General features: G+C 37.6%; 18 protein-coding genes, 1 tRNA gene and 1 other annotated feature. Of the genes, 2 read left to right on the forward strand and 17 right to left on the reverse strand.

Features of this window, described 5'->3' with window-relative positions:
• Positions 1-129: 129 nt before the first annotated feature.
• The 4 genes from HMPREF2961_RS13975 to rplU all read right to left on the reverse strand — a co-directional run bounded on the left by HMPREF2961_RS13975 (position 130) and on the right by rplU (position 4,358).
• Entirely contained in the window at positions 130-2,937 is a 2,808-nt protein-coding gene (locus HMPREF2961_RS13975; protein ID WP_029743353.1) for a sigma-54-dependent transcriptional regulator, read from the reverse strand.
• A gap of 434 nt (positions 2,938-3,371) precedes the next feature.
• The gene (gene rpmA, locus HMPREF2961_RS13980) at positions 3,372-3,665 is read right to left on the reverse strand and encodes a 50S ribosomal protein L27 (RefSeq protein ID WP_002289452.1); all 294 of its coding nucleotides are present in this window, start codon (positions 3,663-3,665) and stop codon (positions 3,372-3,374) included.
• A gap of 12 nt (positions 3,666-3,677) precedes the next feature.
• Complete coding sequence (locus tag HMPREF2961_RS13985; protein WP_002289451.1) at positions 3,678-4,022, reverse strand: ribosomal-processing cysteine protease Prp; 345 nt, start codon at positions 4,020-4,022, stop codon at positions 3,678-3,680.
• A gap of 27 nt (positions 4,023-4,049) precedes the next feature.
• Entirely contained in the window at positions 4,050-4,358 is a 309-nt protein-coding gene (gene rplU, locus HMPREF2961_RS13990; RefSeq protein ID WP_002289450.1) for a 50S ribosomal protein L21, read from the reverse strand.
• Positions 4,359-4,377: 19 nt separating this feature from the next.
• Positions 4,378-4,454 (reverse strand) — a sequence feature (ribosomal protein L21 leader region).
• A gap of 189 nt (positions 4,455-4,643) precedes the next feature.
• Between rplU and HMPREF2961_RS13995 the strand changes: the two genes are divergently transcribed.
• Positions 4,644-5,285, forward strand: coding sequence for a uracil-DNA glycosylase (locus tag HMPREF2961_RS13995; protein WP_002315417.1), 642 nt, complete (start codon positions 4,644-4,646; stop codon positions 5,283-5,285).
• 61 nt (positions 5,286-5,346) lie between these two features.
• Here HMPREF2961_RS13995 and HMPREF2961_RS14000 read toward each other — a convergent pair whose 3' ends face one another.
• The 5 genes from HMPREF2961_RS14000 to HMPREF2961_RS14020 form a co-directional block, all read right to left on the reverse strand.
• The gene (locus HMPREF2961_RS14000) at positions 5,347-6,978 is read right to left on the reverse strand and encodes a SulP family inorganic anion transporter (protein WP_002315418.1); all 1,632 of its coding nucleotides are present in this window, start codon (positions 6,976-6,978) and stop codon (positions 5,347-5,349) included.
• Between the two features lie 120 nt (positions 6,979-7,098).
• Positions 7,099-7,458 (reverse strand): DUF1304 domain-containing protein, encoded by a 360-nt coding sequence (locus HMPREF2961_RS14005; RefSeq protein ID WP_002315419.1) that lies wholly within the window; start codon positions 7,456-7,458, stop codon positions 7,099-7,101.
• Positions 7,459-7,614: 156 nt separating this feature from the next.
• Positions 7,615-7,688, reverse strand: a tRNA-Arg gene (locus HMPREF2961_RS14010).
• Positions 7,689-8,001: 313 nt separating this feature from the next.
• On the reverse strand, positions 8,002-8,685 hold the full coding sequence (locus tag HMPREF2961_RS14015; RefSeq protein ID WP_002315420.1) for an O-methyltransferase: 684 nt from the start codon (positions 8,683-8,685) through the stop codon (positions 8,002-8,004).
• A 127-nt stretch (positions 8,686-8,812) separates the two neighbouring features.
• On the reverse strand, positions 8,813-9,331 hold the full coding sequence (locus HMPREF2961_RS14020; protein WP_002292363.1) for a signal peptidase I: 519 nt from the start codon (positions 9,329-9,331) through the stop codon (positions 8,813-8,815).
• Positions 9,332-9,541: 210 nt separating this feature from the next.
• Here HMPREF2961_RS14020 and HMPREF2961_RS14025 point away from each other — a divergent pair, with 210 nt between their 5' ends.
• Complete coding sequence (locus HMPREF2961_RS14025; RefSeq protein WP_002315421.1) at positions 9,542-11,386, forward strand: ATP-binding protein; 1,845 nt, start codon at positions 9,542-9,544, stop codon at positions 11,384-11,386.
• Positions 11,387-11,432: 46 nt separating this feature from the next.
• On the opposite strand, the gene HMPREF2961_RS14030 is transcribed toward HMPREF2961_RS14025, so the two are convergent.
• The 8 genes from HMPREF2961_RS14030 to dltA form a co-directional block, all read right to left on the reverse strand.
• A complete protein-coding gene (locus tag HMPREF2961_RS14030) occupies positions 11,433-12,437 on the reverse strand; it encodes a lipoate--protein ligase (protein ID WP_002310251.1) in 1,005 nt (334 codons plus the stop codon).
• A 10-nt stretch (positions 12,438-12,447) separates the two neighbouring features.
• Positions 12,448-13,188: an MBL fold metallo-hydrolase gene (locus tag HMPREF2961_RS14035; RefSeq protein WP_016853388.1), complete on the reverse strand. Its 741-nt coding sequence runs from the start codon at positions 13,186-13,188 to the stop codon at positions 12,448-12,450.
• A 69-nt stretch (positions 13,189-13,257) separates the two neighbouring features.
• Positions 13,258-14,061 carry a DUF975 family protein gene (locus tag HMPREF2961_RS14040; RefSeq protein WP_070705079.1) on the reverse strand — a complete coding sequence of 268 codons (804 nt, stop codon included), beginning with the start codon at positions 14,059-14,061 and terminating at the stop codon, positions 13,258-13,260.
• Entirely contained in the window at positions 14,061-15,143 is a 1,083-nt protein-coding gene (locus HMPREF2961_RS14045; protein WP_002315423.1) for a M42 family metallopeptidase, read from the reverse strand. Before HMPREF2961_RS14045 ends, HMPREF2961_RS14040 begins: the two co-directional genes overlap by 1 nt.
• Before the next feature lie 141 nt (positions 15,144-15,284).
• On the reverse strand, positions 15,285-16,550 hold the full coding sequence (gene dltD / locus HMPREF2961_RS14050) for a D-alanyl-lipoteichoic acid biosynthesis protein DltD (protein WP_025477279.1): 1,266 nt from the start codon (positions 16,548-16,550) through the stop codon (positions 15,285-15,287).
• 2 nt (positions 16,551-16,552) lie between these two features.
• Complete coding sequence (dltC, locus tag HMPREF2961_RS14055) at positions 16,553-16,786, reverse strand: D-alanine--poly(phosphoribitol) ligase subunit DltC (protein WP_002292356.1); 234 nt, start codon at positions 16,784-16,786, stop codon at positions 16,553-16,555.
• A gap of 44 nt (positions 16,787-16,830) precedes the next feature.
• The gene (gene dltB / locus HMPREF2961_RS14060) at positions 16,831-18,036 is read right to left on the reverse strand and encodes a D-alanyl-lipoteichoic acid biosynthesis protein DltB (protein ID WP_002315425.1); all 1,206 of its coding nucleotides are present in this window, start codon (positions 18,034-18,036) and stop codon (positions 16,831-16,833) included.
• Positions 18,033-19,547 (reverse strand): D-alanine--poly(phosphoribitol) ligase subunit DltA, encoded by a 1,515-nt coding sequence (gene dltA / locus HMPREF2961_RS14065; RefSeq protein ID WP_070705082.1) that lies wholly within the window; start codon positions 19,545-19,547, stop codon positions 18,033-18,035. Before dltA ends, dltB begins: the two co-directional genes overlap by 4 nt.
• Positions 19,548-19,556: the final 9 nt, after the last annotated feature.

The following is a 19,556-nucleotide window of genomic DNA, read 5'->3' on the forward strand; positions in this document are numbered from 1 at the left end:
CACCTCCTAGCACACACTACTATAAGCAAAAAGCGTGCCAACTTTTTTATGATACACTAATTGAATTTAAAGGATTCTTAACCAATACACAAAAACGATACACTATGAAAGTGTATCGTTTTTGTGTATTTAAGGCATAGTGTATTCTTTTTTATCTAGCTGATTATGCACTAGACGTAGCAGATAATACATTTCTTCTATTGGCACTTTTACTTTTATCTTATCTTCTAGCAGGACAACCGAGGCTGTTAATTGATTATAAAGAGGATCACTCATTGTATTCGTCAATTCGTTTTCTTCCACCGTCAACGTTTCATTTCGAATAATCCGTTCGATCATTCCTGCTGCGTGCATCACTAAGTTGATCTTAAAACCATATTCTTCATTGCCAATTCCCATCGTCTGAGAGACTTGTGTAGAAAATTGCCACATTGGATCGATTAGTTTACTACCATTGATAAAGATGAAGTTCTCAGAGATAAACTCAACACATGTTTTTTTAGCTGTCTCTTCATCTAGCGAGACGAATTCAGTTTCTTCCATTTCTGATTCCATAAGCAACTGATCCAAAATGACTTCGATATTTTGATCAATGAAGCGCTCTAAAGGAATAAATGGTGCTTGGATATTCAAATCAGTAATTCCAGTAGTTGCTATGATCTGATATTCTTTTTGGATAACTGGCAATTCTTCTTTCACTTCCACAATCGACAAAGCTAGAACTTCTAATTCTGTTTCTTGACGCTTATTTACCGCTCGTTCGATCAATTCTTTGATTCTTTGCGCTGTACCTTCGCCAGATGCACAAATGGCCAAAACAGCTTTTTTCTTATGGATAGGTTTTGTTTCCTGGACAGGTTCTACAGAAGATATTTCTGCGTAACCTCGAAAATTCTTCAATGATTCATGCAACATATCTAAATCTGTCCCTAATACAGAGACCTTTCGCACAGTTTCCAAAACTAGAGAAGTTGTTACCATGTCAACGGTACGTACAGGTATCCCGGTGTCTCGCTGAATTTGCGAATTAAATGAGGCGAGGGACCCCATATCCACTAATAGTATGACCCCGCTTCCTTCATCTACTTCTTGTACATTGCGTTCAATTCGGTCTAAAGCTGTTTTCGGATCCATATCCAACGGCATGTCTACTGCTCGTACATTCTCTGCATCTAACAACTGTTGGACAACCTGAACCATACTGCTTGCTGTACTGTTTCCGTGAGCCGCAACGACTACACCGATTCTGCCGCTTGCTTGGTTCGCCCGTAACGAGACGAGTAGAACAGTCAAGTAGTAGTCTTCACTTTCTGGAATATCCACTTGAAAATACGTTTCTATATAACTACGCACTTCTTTCGCAACAGCATATTCATCTGGAAAATCAAATGCCATCTCACGGATATTATCATTCGTATGCCGTTCTTCTCCTAAATTGATCTTTTTCAAAAACGAACTGATATGCAAGCTCATAGCATAAATAAAGTTTTGCTGAAAGTCATATGGTAAAGATCTTTTGACCATTACATAAATCTGATTGGTCACTTCTATGATTTTTGGATCTACAAATTCTGCTAATTTGCTATCTGCATTAAAAGAAAACCCATGGTCTTTATAAAAAGACTTCAGATGGATGTTGATATCTGTAGAAATAAAGTGATTGATTGCTTCTTGGTCCAACCCATCCGACTTCAGCAAAGCTGCTTTATCTCCGATGATATCATATAGATTATAAGGTAATTCATAGGAGTCTGATTGGATTTTCATGATCGTATCGTTTGGTGCTACAGTTATCTTTGGCTCCAATATTTTAGAAAGCTCTGCCATTGCACTGCGGTTGCTTGCTAATTGAATCAATCCGCTACGAATCCCTTCTGTCAAATCATCAATCGTAATCGATATTTCGGGAGATTGCATATGATTTAGAAATCCTCGTGCGCATACTAACTGGATATTCGACTTCAATTGACCTATATTACCATAAGTCACACTGCCAATCAGTGCTTTTGCTACATCTTCTGTCAAAGAGATCTTTCGTTGCGTGCGGTTCGCTTCGTGGGCAATCATAATTTTTACTAAATCGACTTTCTCATTTGCAGGACGTTTTTCAAAAGCCGGAAGTTTGATATTAATTGGGATACGCCGAACAAAAGTTTCCAATAGCGAAGAGCCTGGATCTTCTGTGGTCGCACCTACGATTCGTACATTTGCTTCATGAGATTTCGTTGTTTCTCCAAGTCGACTGTAAGTCCCGTGATCCATAAAGTAAAAGATCATTTCTTGACCTTCTGGAGGCAATCGGTGAATTTCATCCAGAAATAGCATACCACCATCCGCTTGATCGATAATTCCCATTTTTTCTTCATCTGCACCTGTAAAGGCTCCTTTTGCATACCCAAATAAATGGCTCATCAAAAGCTCAGGGTTATTCGCGTAATCAGCACAATTGAAAACAATCAGTTCCGTTTCCTCATCTATTACATGATGTGCTTTGGCAAAATGATACATCGCGTGCGCAAAATAAGTCTTTCCTGATCCGGTAGGTCCTGTAATCAAGCAATTTAATCCTCTTGGCGGATACAAGATCGCAGCTTTTGCCTGTTCCACTGAGTTTTTCATGCTACCATTAGCTCCAATGATTTTTGCAAAGATATCCTTAGTATCTATCTGGAGCGTATTTTTTTCTTCAGAGACCGGCGTTTCTTTGTAACTGACCACATGTTTTGCAGCTGGCTTTACGTGCGTAGCGAGTGTTTGATATATGTAACGTACTGGTCGTCCATCTGTCTTTATCAATTTTCCTTCGCGCACTAGCTGATTCAGATCCTTACTGCTATTCGTTCGTTGGATTCCTAACACTTCAGCAATTTCTTGTGTCGTTACTCCTTGGTCATATTCTGCCTTTGTTAAATGAGCGGTTTTTTCTTTGACATACATATAAATTCGGTCCATGCGTTTTGCCAATGGTATCGCTCCTTTTCTATAGACTGTTGTTCTTAGGCTTCAAAACATAATACTATGTATTTATTTCCGTTTCGTCAACTATTTACCTGATTTTGTTTCGTTGACAACAAGCGAAGGGACAAGCGTAATGAAGATAAAAGAACACAAAATATCAATTCCATTTTTATATTGGAAACAAGAAAAAGAACACTATTTATTCTACAATGATGCTGCTGATAGCAAACAATATCGCTTTCATTAATAAAAACAATCGTTATCAAAACATTCTGATTACAAGATGGCAAAAAAATATTAAGCGTAAAAAGACATGGTAACCTTCGCATCCTTCATTACAACTTTTATTTTTATAAACAAAGAAGAGGCTGTGACAAAAGTCTTGTCACAACCTCTTTAATCGCAAGATTCAATTAAGCTTCTTGAGCTACTGGATAAACAGACACTTGTTTTTTGTTACGGCCTTTACGTTCGAAACGTACTACGCCATCAACTTTTGCAAATAAAGTGTCGTCTCCACCGATACCCACGTTTACACCTGGATAGATTTTTGTACCGCGTTGACGGTAAAGAATTGATCCACCTGTAACTGTTTGTCCATCAGCGCGTTTAGCACCTAGACGTTTTGATTCTGAGTCACGGCCGTTAGATGTAGAACCGCCACCTTTTTTGTGGGCAAATAATTGTAGATTCATAGATAACAACATGGTCTGCACCTCCTATTTATCATTGATTGTTTTAATTTGGATATATTCTGAGTTTTCAGCTTCTATTGATTGTAAACCTAATAAAAGATTTTCTAATAGAATCTCAGCAATATTGTTTTGTTCTTGTGTCATTCCTGAAGTGACTTCGGTATAAAGATAACCGCCTTCTTCTTCATTCATTTCAACAATCGGTTCAAAACCGGCTAATGAGGCAATCCCGTTGACAGTGCTGATCGCTAACGCAGAAACACCTGCACAAACGATATCACTTCCATAAGGACCAGCATCAGCATGCCCGGTCAAAGTGAATGAAACGATCTGACCTGCGTCATTTCGCTTAAATGTTCCTTTGATCATATATAGGCCTTCTTTCTCAAACGCTGATTAAGCGTTGATCGCGTCGATAACCACTTTTGTATATGGTTGACGATGACCTTGTTTGCGGTGTGAATGTTTTTTAGGTTTGTATTTGAAAGTAACGACTTTCTTTTGTTTGCCGTGTTTTTCAACAGTACCTTCAACAGTTGCACCTGCAACAGTTGGAGCGCCTACTTTTGTAGATTCGCCACCTACTAAGATAACTTCGTCAAAAACAACTTTTTCTCCTGCTTCAACGTCAAGTTTTTCAACATAGATTGCTTGTCCAACTTCAACTTTTACTTGTTTACCACCAGTTTTAATAATTGCGTACATGCTATAAAGCACCTCCTTCTGATATACTTAGACTCGCCATCCGAAGTGACAGCATCTGCTGTGCTTATTACTTGTTCTGAGCGGTTGTAGCTGTGGAGTCCACAATTACAACAGTACTAGCTTACCAGAACAGCCGCTGTTCGTCAACTAAATTTAAAGTCAAAAAATGAAATAAAGATTTAAACAATCGTTCTCCTGCTTTTCTTTCCCCTTCGTTTCTGCCAAATAAAATAGTCGCATTGCGTTTCTTTTCTTCTTATAATAAAAGAAAAAGGAGGAGCACAAATGGAATACCCAACAGAATTGATACAAGAGGCTTCTTTAAGGATGAACGGCCGTCCTGTAGAAGGGTTTGTCGCTGGGCAAGGACCTCTTCATCCTAAATTAATGCTTGTAGGAGAAGCCCCAGGGAAAACAGAGATTGATACACACATCCCTTTTAGCGGACAAGCTGGAAAAGAATTGATGCAGGCACTTTCTTCCACTGGTTTAACACGAGAAGAGGTTTATATCACCAGTGCTGTACGGAGTCGCCCGTATCGCGTGACTCATCGGATCAATAAACGGACACAACAGACAGAAACTGTTTATCCAAATCGTACACCTACGCGATCCGAAGTATTTGCACACGCACCGATACTGGATTACGAACTGATGGAAGTCCAGCCAAAATTAATTGCAACACTTGGAAATATTGGCCTGCAACGATTACTTGGTAAAGAATATACAGTTACCAAAAACCATGGTCAACTCTATACAGGTCCCGTCTTACAGCTAACAGAACAAAAAGATGCCTACGAATGGTCAGAAAAAAACTACCGTATCCTTCCACTTTTTCATCCAGCAGCTATTTTTTATAATCGTTCCCTTGTACCTGTTATCCATCAAGATTGGCAAGTACTAGCTTCACTTTTACAACAAGATTAAAAAGAACAGACAAGACGGTGTAATTTTTAGTTTACAGTCTTGTCTGTTCTTTTTCATTGTTTTAATGGCTCATTGCCGTATATTTCGCATGCAATGCTGTCAACGCATGAGCAACTGTTTGATGTTGATGTGTGGATGTATATTCCCATAGGTGAGAAAGCTGTTTTTCTACTTCTGGCTGCAAGGAAGTATAAATAATCGTTTGTCCTCTCTGTTCTGCTTTTTCTTGAAATTCATCAAAAACTGCACGTGCCGTCAAATCAATACTTGGTACCCCGCGCATGGAGAAGATAACACCGTCGTGATGGTTTAGTTCTTCCAATTTATTTTTTAGTTTCTCTGAAGACATGAAAAATAGCGGACCGCTAATGTACACTACTGTCCAATTATTCAGCTTTTCCGTTTCTGGCAGCCCCATTCTTTGCCAATCGATTGTTTCTAATGAAATCGTGATAGCCGCACTTTTTACAACAAAAAATACACAACCGCCGATAATCCCAATTACAATAGCAATACTTAAATCAAAGATGACTGTACAAATCATTGTAAGAACAAACAATAGAATAGCTGACCAATATTTATGAACAAATAGCTCCTTAATCGTTCTCCATTCATTCATACGCCAAGCTGTCACGATCAAAACGCCTGCAAGTGCCGGCATCGGAATCTGTGACATCACTGGCGCAAAAACAAGCATGGAGAGCAACAAGACAACTGCATGGATCATGCCAGCTAATCTGGTTTGTGCGCCAGATTTGATGGCCACACTTGTACGAGCAATGGCTGCAGTAGCAGGAATCCCACCAAAAAAAGGAAGCAATAGATTTCCAACCCCTTGTGCCACTAATTCTTGGTTACTGTCTAATGATTTATTCGCCATTCGACCAGCAGAAGCACCACATAATAAGCTCTCAATCATCCCTAACAGAGCAATACTAATGGCCGGAACGGCTACTTGTTGCAAGGCAGAAAAGCTAAAATCTCCCAAGCCCAAGCGATTACTGCTGATCAGTGTTTGTGGGATGTTACCAACAGTGGCTACTGGTAAATGACACAGTAGCGTAACTGCTGTTGCTAAAATGATGGCCAACAGCGAACTAGGCATTCGTTTCGCCCATTTTTTCGGATAGATGAACATCCCTAAAATGACTAGTCCTCCCATAATCAAAGATGCTATGTTTATTGGAAAACCTAGTGTTTGATAACTACTTAGCTTTTCAATAACATTTGTACCTTCCGAATGAACACCAAACAAATTATCGATCTGACCTAATGCAATAATAATAGCAATACCTGAAGTAAATCCTGTGATTACTGGTGCTGGGATAAAAGAAGTTAGTGTTCCTAATCGGAAAAGTCCTGCTGCAAGTAAAAATAGACCTGCCAAAAAAGTAGCAAGCAACACACCTTGCATTCCCTTTGTTGCCGCAATGGACATTAGAATAGCTGCCATTGCGCCTGTCGGACCTGATATTTGATAAAAACCGCCTGATAAACCGCCAATAACGAGGCCGGCAATGATAGCCGTAATCAAACCTGCGGACGCATCGGCTCCGCTTGATACCCCAAAAGCCAAGGCTAAAGGCAATGCTACAGCAGCTACTGTGATTCCAGCCAAAAGATCTTTCTGAAATCTTGAAAGATCATAACCTAAAAATTCTTTTTTTAGTGATAAAACATAATTTTTGAACACCTATCTAACTCCTTTTCATGAAATTTTCTAAAATACCATTCATTAGAATAGCATATTTCATGAGAAAAAGTAATATTTTTCACAAAGTTTCCTGTCCAATAGATCCTTGTTTTTCTACATTTAGAAGAAAATAGAAAGCAAGGCCAACAGAGCTAACCCACCTTGTTTTAGTAAAACCCAACGATCGCTAGTCAGACTTCCATACAATGCAACAATAAAAATTGATAGCAACAGCATACTTGTAATTTCTTTAGGTGCGGAAGAAAGGTAAGCTCCGTAAAGTAGTCCCACCCCTAATAGTCCATTGTATACTCCTTGATTCTTAAATAATGTTTGAACAGATTTTCTGCTTAATTCTTCTTTATTCATTTTAAAAACTCTGCTTGTCGTATCGGAATCAGTTCTTACTGTTTCGATGTACATGATATAAAAAAATTCGATGGCCACTAGAGTGACTAAAATTTTTGATAATATTGACATATTTGCTTCCTCTTTCTGATGGATTTTATTTTTACTTCCTATAATTGTACTAGATAAAGATGTTTTTTTTATTTTATTTGCCTTTGAAAACAAACAATATTGGCACAAAAAACAAAGAAAAACCGTTAGAAACTGAGGTTTCTAACGGTTTTTTAGCGTCACAGGAGGGATTCGAACCCCCGACCGTCCGCTTAGAAGGCGGATGCTCTATCCAGCTGAGCTACTATGACAGGAATCAGCGGAACATCAATAATTATAGATAATTAAATTGCTTCTGTCAATATGAAATAGTTATTTAATTAGCAAATAGCCAATTATTTTAATTCAACTACCAAATCAATCCTTTGAAAAGAAACATTCGCTTCCATCTATTCTAAGGTTATCAGTCGAAAACAGGAGTTGCATTGTCTTCATGCTTACTCCTGTTTATTTCAATCTATTTACTATTTCCTTCAGTTGTTTTACAAATACAGTCTCTTTCACATCAAATTTAGATGGATTCCTTGATATAATCAATCACTTACTGATTGTCATAATCATGTATCACCAATCGATTTCTTCTGCTTCTTTTGTCATTAAGATTACACCATCGCCTAATGGTAAGATGGTCGATGTCAAATCAGGATGGTTCATCACGACACGAAGGAATACATTTAATTTACGATGGATAGCTCGTTTGCCACGAGGAATCTCTTCATCAGGGAGCAAGATCGTCCCTCCTTGGAAAATATCATCTACCATCAAAACGCCACCTTTTCGTAACAAACGCAAACATTCAGGTAAAAATTCAATATATTTTGATTTTGCACTATCCATAAAAATAAAGTCATATGGACCAGACAACTCAGGCAAAATATCTGCGGCTTGCCCTTCAAGCAAGGTTACTTTATCTGTCAATCCTAGACGTTCATAGTTTTTTTTCGCTTTCTCGATCATGACATCGAAACGATCAATGGTCGTAACATGAGCATTTTCTCCGATTGTTGTCGCCATGACACTTGATGAAAAACCGATAGCTGCACCGATCTCTAAGATTCGTTCAGGCTGAATCTGTCCAAGTAAAAATTTCAAAAATACAACTGTTTCGTGGGGAATAACCGGTACTTCTGCTACATGAGCTTCTTCTTCCAATTTGCCTAGCTCACCCGGTAATTTTTTTTGCTGGGTACGCATAAAGTCCAATAGTTCTTCTTTGACTACAGGACGATGCATCATTTCATTGCGCATACTACTCCTCCTCTTTACACATTATACGAACAACTAGCTAAATCTACAAGCTGTATGAGTATTTTCCGTATCACTCGTTCAGAAGAGTAATGGTATCTCTTGAATATATTTGTCTTTTTCAACATTCTCACAAAAATTTCTGTGTTCGTCTCCGCTTCTTCTTCAACTCTACAAAAGTATTCCAAGCTGTGATTCCTGTTAAGCAAAAAGCAATCGTAAAGAATAACCCCTGGATCCATGCAAATGCTGTTTTGGAAAGGACCAGACCAATATATGGAATCTGGAAGATTGGACTACCGATAATATTTCTCTTTTTTACTACTCCAGGCTCGATATAAGTCCGTGTGTCAGCTTTTGTATAAAAGTCGTTGTAGTTGTTTTCAATAGCTATTACGCGACGTGTCGAGATTTTTTTACCTGAATTTTCATAATATGTAATAATATCTCCGACTAAAATCTCATCTGTATTTTTTGGTCGTACATATATCAGATTTCCTTGTGCATAATATGGGTTCATTTCTCTATCCTCAATAATATAAGGAGTCAATCCAAAAATTCGGGGAACCAAGACGACGAGAAGAATAAGTATTAAAAATATAATCAGCGTTACAGAACTAACAAAAGTTATTTTTTTGTAATCAGGCATCGTTTTCAACTCCTTTCTTTCTTCAATCCTTCTTAATCATATAATAACGATAAATTTTTTTCAAATTATAACTGTAAAAACACATTTTTATGACAACGACGTTTTTTGATTCTATTTCCTCATCTTTATCTCATTTTTTATTATAAATAATTGACGTTAGTAAAAAAAACGTTTACCCTAAAATTACAAGTTTTAGAAAGGAATACCTTTATGGCTTTTTTTAATAACATATATAATAAAAAAGAATCTTTCTATATGCGCATAAAATGGAGCATAATAATTATATTATCAGTATTATTTTTAGCAGGGATTGCTTATTTCTTCTATTTTATCTTCTCTCCTGCTGATAGTAATCAAATGAAAGAAATAAAAGATTCATGGGTTTTCTATTCAAAAGATGATCCTGATTTTAAGTTTGACAGCAAGTACACTCGTACGATTCCTACCGTAGACAAAGATGAAACATTTATTATGGAAACGACACTTGAGAAACCGTTGAACGAAGCAAATTTACTAATCAAAGGAAATCACCAATGGATTACTGTGTATCTAAACGGAAACATTTTATACCAACGGGAAGATTACGACGCAGAAAGCAACCCTGGATTATCGCTGGCTGTGATAGATTTACCATCAGATTACATCGGAAAAAAATTGATGATCTCTGTCTCATCTCCTTATCAAAACTACGCTGGGTTGCCACCGAAAGTCTATATAGGTACAACTGGTCCGTTAATCGGTTTTATCTATTCTCAATCAGTACCGCAAGTATTAACGATGATCATTGCAGTTTTCATTGCTATTGGGACGTTTATCTATACCATCTACTTGATGTACAAACAAAAACGGCTTGAATACTCGCTGATTATCTTAAGCTGCTTTGCTTTGGCATTAGGATTTGAAGCTGTTTCAGAAGATATTTTAAGTGGCATCCTTTTTGAACCATTCGTTCACTCTTTTTTATCTCATTTATTTATTATCCTAACCTCGGCTTTCATTATCTGCTATTATTGGAGCCGGATGATTTATTATAAAAAATGGTATGGGATTTTTTGTAAAATCCAGCTTTCGATCTTTTCTGGTGTTCTGCTTTATGCAGCTTTTACTTCTGCAGAACTTCCTGAATTGATGCCAATTGCTAATATAGCTAGTGTTATCAGTACTCTAGTCACTTCGCTTACCTGCATTGGTGAAGCATATAAGAACAATCGTTTTTATGTAGTTTGTACACCTTGGATCGTCTTGGTTGCCATTATCCACTGCTTGATTTATATCCAAACAGCACTAGGTATTTATCAAACGACGATCAATTGGTCTACGATTTTATTCATTATTATTTTGATTGTTATTATCAGTTACAATCTGATTGACCACATTCTGAACACAGATAAAGACCGAAGACAAGTAGATTTCTTAAAAATCAAAAACGATTTGCTGGAACAGCATTATGAGCAACTTCGACAGCATATCCAAGAAGTAAATACGCTTCGTTTAGAATTTGTTCAGGAAATGGAAAATCTGCAAGACTTAATGCATACGGATCAAGTAAAAGCAAAAAAATATGTGGAAACAATCTTGGAAGAAGCAAAAAATTTTGAAATGCTGTGTTCTTTTTGCAATCATCAGATGACAAATCTGATTTTCGCGCGCTATCAACAGTTAGCTGCTAAACGGAATATCCAGATCACCTTCCAAGCAGAACTTCCTGAGGAGCTTCCTATCAAAGATGATGATCTAGCCCAGCTTTTGATTCATGCCCTAGAGCATTCATTTAGAGAAACTCATGCCATCGAAAATCCGCTGTATCGAAAAATTCATTTGTCGATACATGAGCAAGAGGATCATTTCGTCATTTGTTGCGAACATAGTGCACATTATGATACGAATATATTCAGTCGAGGTATCACAGAAGAATTAGATGATCAGGAACGCTTTGATTTGATGATGATGAAAGATGTGGCAGATCGTTACACTGGAACACTAACGCAGGAAAAAGATACATTGATTGATCGTATCACTGTTCAGCTTTCCCGAAATTACTCGAATTCTATATAAAAAAGCAGTGGGATCCAATACATAAGGATTCCGCTGCTTTTTGTTTTTAATAAAGTAAGGTAAGCAATTCTTCTGATTCTATCGCACCAAAATATTTTTTCACATCAATTTGGTCAACTATTTTTGATAGAGATTCTTTATCATATTTCTGTCCCACCAATTTTTTTTCGACATCAGAGATATCTCCTAGTCCGAAGAAATCACCAAAGATTTTTGCTTCTTTAATCATTCCTTCTGATACATTCAAGTGGACTTCGATCGAACCGATAGAGAAACGTTTTTGACGAGAGAAATTGAAATCTGGGGACTTTCCGTAATTCCAATCCCAATTTCGGTAATATTCTTCAGAGATTCGATTGATTTTTTTCCAATCTTCGTCGGTCAATTCGTACGTTTTTACTTCCTCTACTGATTCTACACCAAAAATTTTCAACAAGATTTCTTGACGAAATTCTTCCGTTGTCATTTTTTGTTTTTCTTCGGGAAGAAACGGTTTGATATTCGTCACACGAGAACGGATCGATTTGATTCCTTTTGATTCGATTTTGTCTTTTTTTACTTTTAATGCATTGACTACTTCATTGATATCAGAGTCGAACATGATCGTTCCATGAGCAAACATTCGGCCATTGGTAGCATACATCGCATTACCGGAAAATTTCATACCATCAATGACTAAATCATTTCGGCCTTTCAACTCAGCCCCGGCAACACCCAATTCATGAAGTGCTTGGATGATTGGTTGTGTTACTTTCGCAAAATCACGGAAGGAATCACCATCATCAGGCATAATAAAACTAAAGTTCAAGTTCCCAAAATCATGGTAGACAGCTCCGCCTCCACTTAGACGGCGGACCACATGAATACCATGTTCTTCCACATAATCTCGATTGATTTCTTCAATCGTGTTCTGATTCCTACCGATGATGATTGAAGGTTCATTGATATAAAAGAGCAAAATGGGTTCATCTAATGGCATTTCTTGCAACAAGTATTGTTCAATTGCTAAATTGATTCTTGGGTCGTGGTTTTCATTTGGTACAAAAATCATGTTCTTCCTCCTAAATGTCAAACACTTTGTCAACTGCAGCAAGTTCTACATCTATCCCTTTACCTGCTGCTTTTTGCGCTTCATTTTTCAATTGTTCTAAGTCGCCAAACTGAGGTAGATGGGTAAGTACAAGTTTCTTTACGTTAGCTGATTTCGCCAGTTCTCCAGCTTCTTTTGAAGTGAAATGTGCATGATGATGTTCATTTCCTTCAAATAGATAGGTATCTGCTAGAAACAAATCAGCCTCTTTCGCAAAATCAGCGAAACTTTCCAAATAACCTGAATCTCCTGTAAATACGAATACTTTCCCCGTTGCTTCTTCTACGATTCGCATGGCGTAACATACTACTGGATGGATTGTTTCCATAAAAGTAATCAGAAAAGGACCAATTTTTAATTCTTCGGCTTCAAAATAAGGATGTCCTTTTGAGACATTCGCCATCGTCAATTCTTCAAAGTGGACAGAATCTTTTGTGTGCCCGTAAATTGAAAGCAATGTCTCCGGATCTCTCTTGGGATGAAGTTGCCAGTAATACTGTAATACACCAAGGTCAGCAATATGATCATGATGATAATGGCTAAGGATCACAGCATCCAAATCAAGTGGATCAAGATGTTCTTGTAATTTGATCAGTGTAGCACTACCTGCATCAATCAACAAGTTGAAACCGTCAGATTGAAGTAAATAACCTGTTGTCCCTTGATTATTATAAGGATACGCCCCTAAGCAGCCTAAAACAGTTAATTTCATCATACATTCCCCCTCAAAGATTTATCCTACCACAAAAGTTATTTTTCTAATGAATGAACTGCTTACAGATTAAGCAAAATAGGCTTCTGGACCACCTTTTTCAATCCGTGCTTGTTCATAAAATTCTGCAACTGATACATTCACATAAACGATGACCCACAAAAGACCGATGAATAAAGCGATTGCCCCTAACAAATACCAGCCGATAAAAGATAGTTGCAACAAAATATACGTACCGATTCTATCTTTCAATAAGACCCAGCCATATTTTAAGCATTGTACAACCGACAAATCAGGATAGTCGAACTTCGTCCATGCAGCAAATTGGAACAATCCGCCAACGATGCTCATGATAAGTGCTGAAACAAAAATCATCCCTACCATTGATAAAACAAAGCTGATATCAAGAAAATCTCCTGGCATGACATCCGTAGGTACCGTACTTGAATTGAAAAGCAACTGCGTATAAGCACTCACTCCGCTGATTAAAAACATGGGCAGAAAGATCAAACTATTGAGCAACCAGTTGATGATTGAATTAATCAAATTGATGACAAGTATCGAACCAAAATATTTTTTTTGGAAAACTGAAAATAGAAGATTGCTTTTTGGTCTGCCACCTCGTACAACTACTAACGCAATATAAAACAATGCATAGTTGAATGCGAATAAAAGCAAATTATTGACTAGAAAACTCAATAGGTTTTGCTGCATGCTTTCTTCCGTAAAAGGACTGAAACCGTCAAAAAAATTCTGTATGACGCTTGTGAACAATATGGATAAGAAAACAAGCCAAGCATTGATTCCCCATTGATTCTCTAAAGAAGCTCGCGCTTTTTTTCGATATTCAGAAATAGGCATTTTATTATTCATTATTCATAACTCCGGATTTGTTCAACTGTTTCACTATCAAGCCGTTTCACTAACTCAGTAACTAGCTTCACTGTATTCAAATAATCATCTTCATGGATCACTGATGTGTGGGAATGCAAATAACGAACAGGAACAGTAATGGCTACAGAAGGAACACCGTCTCTTGTCAAATGCATTTGTCCTGCATCCGTTCCACCGCCAGAGATCACTGTATATTGGAATGGGATAGCCATTTCCTCTGCTACATCGATAACGAAATTCAATAATTTTTTGTGCGGAATCATCGATGCATCAAAAATCAAAATCTGTGGACCTTTTCCTAAAATCGAATCTGCTTCTTTTGGTGTCATTCCTGGAGTATCACCTGCTGTACCAGTATCTAAAGCAAAAGCAATATCTGGATTTACAAGGTGCGTGCTTGTTCGAGCGCCTCGCAAGCCCACTTCTTCTTGCACATCGCTTCCTGCAAATAAAACATTTGGATGTGCTTCTTTAGATAGATTCTCCAATACTCGCAAAGAAACAGCTGTCCCTAACCGATTATCCCATGCTTTTGCCAGTAAATATTTACTGCCGTTCATTCGTTTGTATTCAATATATGGGGTGACCATATCTCCCGGACGTATGCCCCACTCTTTGGCTTCTTCTTGGTTTGATGCGCCGATATCAATAAACATATCTTTGATTTCATATGGTTTATTTCGTACCTGAGGTGTTAAAACATGCGGTGGTTTTGAACCAATTACCCCGTGAATGATTTTTCCTTCTCGTGTTTTGATTTCCACTTGTTGAGCAAGCATCACTTGTCCCCACCAGCCTCCAAGTGTTTGGAACTCCAAGAAGCCTTTTTCGGTTATTTTTGTTACCATAAAACCAACTTCGTCCATATGACCAGAAATAAAGACTTTTGGTCCTCCGCCAGCGCCATGCTTAGCAATCACACTGCCTAATCCGTCATAAAAAATATCATCAGCGAATGGTTTAGCATATTCTCTGAATACTTCTCTTACCTCTTCTTCATTCCCAGGTACTCCTTTTGCAGAAGTCAAATCAATTAGTAGCTGTTCTTCTTTTGTATCCAAATGTTTTCCCCCATTTCTATATTCATATTGTGATTATACCATTGCTTTTGTTTTTTGTTCAGGCAAACTTGGTATTTTTACTGTTTATTTCAGAATATTCTAAAATAAATAAAACAGGCAGATATCCTCCACCTGTTTTATTTATTTTAATCGTAGTTTATCTGCTACTTGCTGTTGCCAAGCTTTGCTGAAAAAAGCATCATCGAGATGGTACCTACTAGGAAGCTGGTTTTCTTCTAAAAACGGTCTAATCTGTTGATCTGCGGCCAGCCAGCCTTTCCACCCTAAATGGATCGTATCTTCCATAAAATAATTGGTACCAGCTTGATTGACAAAATCAGCTATTCGATTGAATCCTTGGCTATTTAATTGAAATTTGATTTTTTTGGCAAATCCTTGTAGCATTTCTTGAGATAGTCCGGTATAATCGCTCCATTTCTCGTTGACCGGTGGAATGATAAACAACACTTCATTATGGTTTTTTGCTAATTGATCCAAGATCAGCTGAAAATCAGAAAATTCTGGTGAAAAACGATAATCCCAATTTTTTTGTGACTGTTTGAGTTCTGGCTCGTGGGATCGGATACGATGTGTATAAAAATCGTTTTTCAAACCAAATGGATTATTTGTCGTTTCTTGTTTTCCAATCTCATCTGCCAAAATGGATAATTCTGTTTCTTGATAGTGGTCTGGTAATCGTTTTGATTCATGATCGATTTTTTGCTGACGATCTTTCAAACCGATATCACTGAATATCTCATCCTCACGCTTCAACATGTTCCATTGGCTGTGCAACTGATCCAAAGAATCAGGTAAAGGTAACTTTCCTTCTTTAATCGTTTGTAGAATTCCTGTCAGCGTATCGTTCTCTTTTACTTTTGAAAAAGTTAATAGTCTTCTAGCTAAATAGCGATCAGCTGATGTAACTTTTTTCAATGAGAACAACCAATCATAGGTCTGAAGTTCAGAATAGTAAGTGTTGAAATAATCTGTTTTTACACCATCTTTTACAAACCATTGAGGCGAGATGATAAACACCACTTTTTTGTTTTTCAAATCATCCCCTGCAGATCGCATCATCATATATTGACTTAATGATTGTGTTCCCGGCGCTCCTAGCAAGAAAGGACGATAACCTCTATCATATTTTTCAGCCAAAACAGACGGATGGAATGGACTGATCCTGCTTAATTCACTCGACCCAAAAAAGGGGATATATTGTTTTTCAGACAAAGCTTTGTTTTTTATTGCATCGCCCTTTAGTACATTTGCTGACATAGATGAAGACGCTCGCTTGATTACTTCCGGGTTATCAATATTTACTTGATAGGAAGAAGTAAAGAATAGGGCAAGCAGACCAAAAGCGAGAACAACAGGTCCAAAAATAGCAAAGAGTTTCTTTTTCATACTCAACCCTTCAATGCAGTTGCTTGTTGAATGATTTTATTCGGTGTGCGCCAATCCTCCCGCTCGAATTCAGAGACTGGGACTTGGATATCCAACTCTCCGTCTAGCTCGACTAATAATTGCACAGATGCTAAAGAATCAAGCAAACCTTCATCAAATAGATCAATATCACGATTTTTTCTTACTTCATCTGTTCCTGTTATTTCTTCTAAGATTGATAAAATTTGTTCTTCCATTTTCCTTTTCTCCTTTGTTATATAAATTAATATGTCACTATTCGTTAGCTAAAAAAAAGTTTATCTAAAAATCCTGAAAAAATCAGGAAGCTGAAACATACCGCTTGCAATGTCAAAAATACGGCTACGCCATGCGTAAATTTGTTAGAAGGCAACTGTTCTTTATGCTTCTTCTTAAATCGGATCCATGCATCTGTCAGACAGATCAGACAAGCATGATACAGACCGTATACGATGTAGTACCACGTCAATCCATGCCAGACACCCATTAGAAGAAATAAAGCGAAATACCCGATATTTGACATCACGATCTTGCTTTTAAAGATTTTTTTCTTCATCATGAAGAACATCAACCGCATATACACGTAATCGCGGAACCAAAAAGACAAGGTCATATGCCATCGGTTCCAGAATTCTTTGATATTCCATGATAAAAATGGTTTATTGAAATTGATTGGCGTCTGATACCCCATCATGTAGCTTGTACCGACTGCAAACAAACTGTAACCTGCAAAATCAAAAAATAAATACATGCTATACACGTACATGTAACCCACTAACGCCCATGAAATCCCACCATGCTGTAATGCGATGCGCCCTACTACAGGGAGCAGTACTTGACCAAAATAATAACCGATAATGAACTTATATAAAAAACCGACAAAAATATTTTGGACGCCTTTTCCCAAGAGATCAACATATTTATCACGAACAGGTGGATGGAGCTGATCCTTTTCAAATCTCCTATAACGATCGATGGGTCCAGAAGATATTGTCGGGAAAAACAGCAGAAACTGGATATAACGAAATGGATTATATACTTTGATCATGCCATCTCTTATTTCCATGATCATTTGCACAGACTTAAAGGTTAAATAAGAGATTCCTAAAAAACCAAGTAGCGATGCTTTTCCATGTTCAAAAAAAGGAGTCACTTTCGTTAAAAACAGTGGAATTATTGCTAAAATAACGGCGGCGTAAAACCATCCTGTTTGATTTTTCCTTTGCCGGTGAACAAAATAGCCCCATACAAGGATTGTCTGCCAAAAAACATACCCAATCAGCGCCGCTCCCTGTTCCCAATAAGTACCTCCAAAGCTGACAAATAAAAAGAAAAGTGTCACCACTGATTGATAAATTGGTAATCTTTTTTTCCATATCAGTAAAGATAGAACGATTGGTATAAGCGCAATGGCTAAAAGAAAAAAATAAAACGGCTCTGCGTAAGGGATCATATGAGGAAACATCATTCAGGATTCACCTCAGCTGTTAATTTTTTTCGATCAATTTTTCCATTTACTGTCTGAGGCAGCAGATCGACATAATGGAACTTCTGAGGAATCATATACTCCATCACAACTTGCAGTAATTGTTCTTTGATCGATTTGGTCAGTTGAAAATCCGGTTGTTTCGTTGCGTTTTCTAATACGATGAAAGCAACAAGCTGCTGCACTTTTGTTCCTTGATATTTTGGTACGACAACGGCTTGTTTGATCCGGGAGTCTTGCAACAGATAATGTTCGATATCCCCTAACTCGATCCGGTAACCATGTAATTTGACTTGCTGATCCATACGGCCTTCATAAAATAAAAGCCCGTCTTCATCCAACCTTCCTGCATCCCCTGTATGGTAACTTGCTAAGTCATTTTGACAAAAGAACGCAGCTGCTGTTTTTTCTGGATTGTTCAGGTAACCTTTTGATACGCTTGGTCCTGCAATAATGATCTCACCTGTTTCTCCGTTTGGAACAAGTTTGTCTTCTTGGACAATAGAAACTTTGGTGTCTTTTTTTACATAGCCGATCGGTAGTCGGTCATATTTATCTAGTACGTGCTGATCAATCTGGATACTTGAAATAGCCACAGTTGCTTCTGTTGGACCGTAAGTATTATATATCCGTGCATTTGGGAATCGATCAAGTAGCGTTTCTGCAGTTTTTTTTGTCAATTCTTCTCCGCAAAATAAAAACATGTCCAATTCTGGCACATTTTCTCCATTGAAGGTAGGCTCCATCAAGCAAATATCCATAAAAGATGGAGTAGAAACCCAAATATTCAACTTCAAGTTAGGCAATGTCGCGAACAATTGACGAAAATCCTGAATAACTTCTTTATTCAACGGCTTCAGCATTCCACCAGAAACTAATGCAGGATAAATAGAAAATACCGATAAATCAAAAGAAAATGGCGCTTGGGCTAAGAAATGCATACCAGGCTTGATCCCAAAGTCTTCCATCGTCCATTGAACAAAGCTGACTAGATTATCATGACTGATTTGTACGCCTTTTGGTTCTCCAGTAGTACCAGAAGTAAAAATAATATAAAAATTTTCTGTACCTTTTACGCTGTTTCTGGGATAAAATTCTACTGGTATCTTCTCGATTTCTTGAAATTCTTCTTTTGTTACGACAGGAACAGAAGGAATATCTTCTATCCAATTCCCAATACTGACGACCATAGATGGTTTAGCCACCCGAAAGATCGACAGGATACGTTCTTTGGGTGTATGTTCTTCAATTGGCAAATAGGCATGACCAGATTTGACAATTCCTAGAAATGCGACAATCATCTCAAATTCTAAATTACCAAAAACGACGATTGGTCCATCCCCTTCTACCTTTTCTTCTAAATAATAAGCAAGTGCGTCTGATGCTTGTTTCAATTCTCCAAAAGTATGCATCTCATCCGCCTGATAAGCAATTCGATCAGGTTCGCTTATTCCCCAATCATCGACTGCTTCAATAATCGTTTTGATTTCCATACTCTTCCT

Origin of the sequence: Enterococcus sp. HMSC076E04 (assembly GCF_001814285.1) — a bacterium.
Lineage (GTDB): Bacteria > Bacillota > Bacilli > Lactobacillales > Enterococcaceae > Enterococcus_B > Enterococcus_B lactis.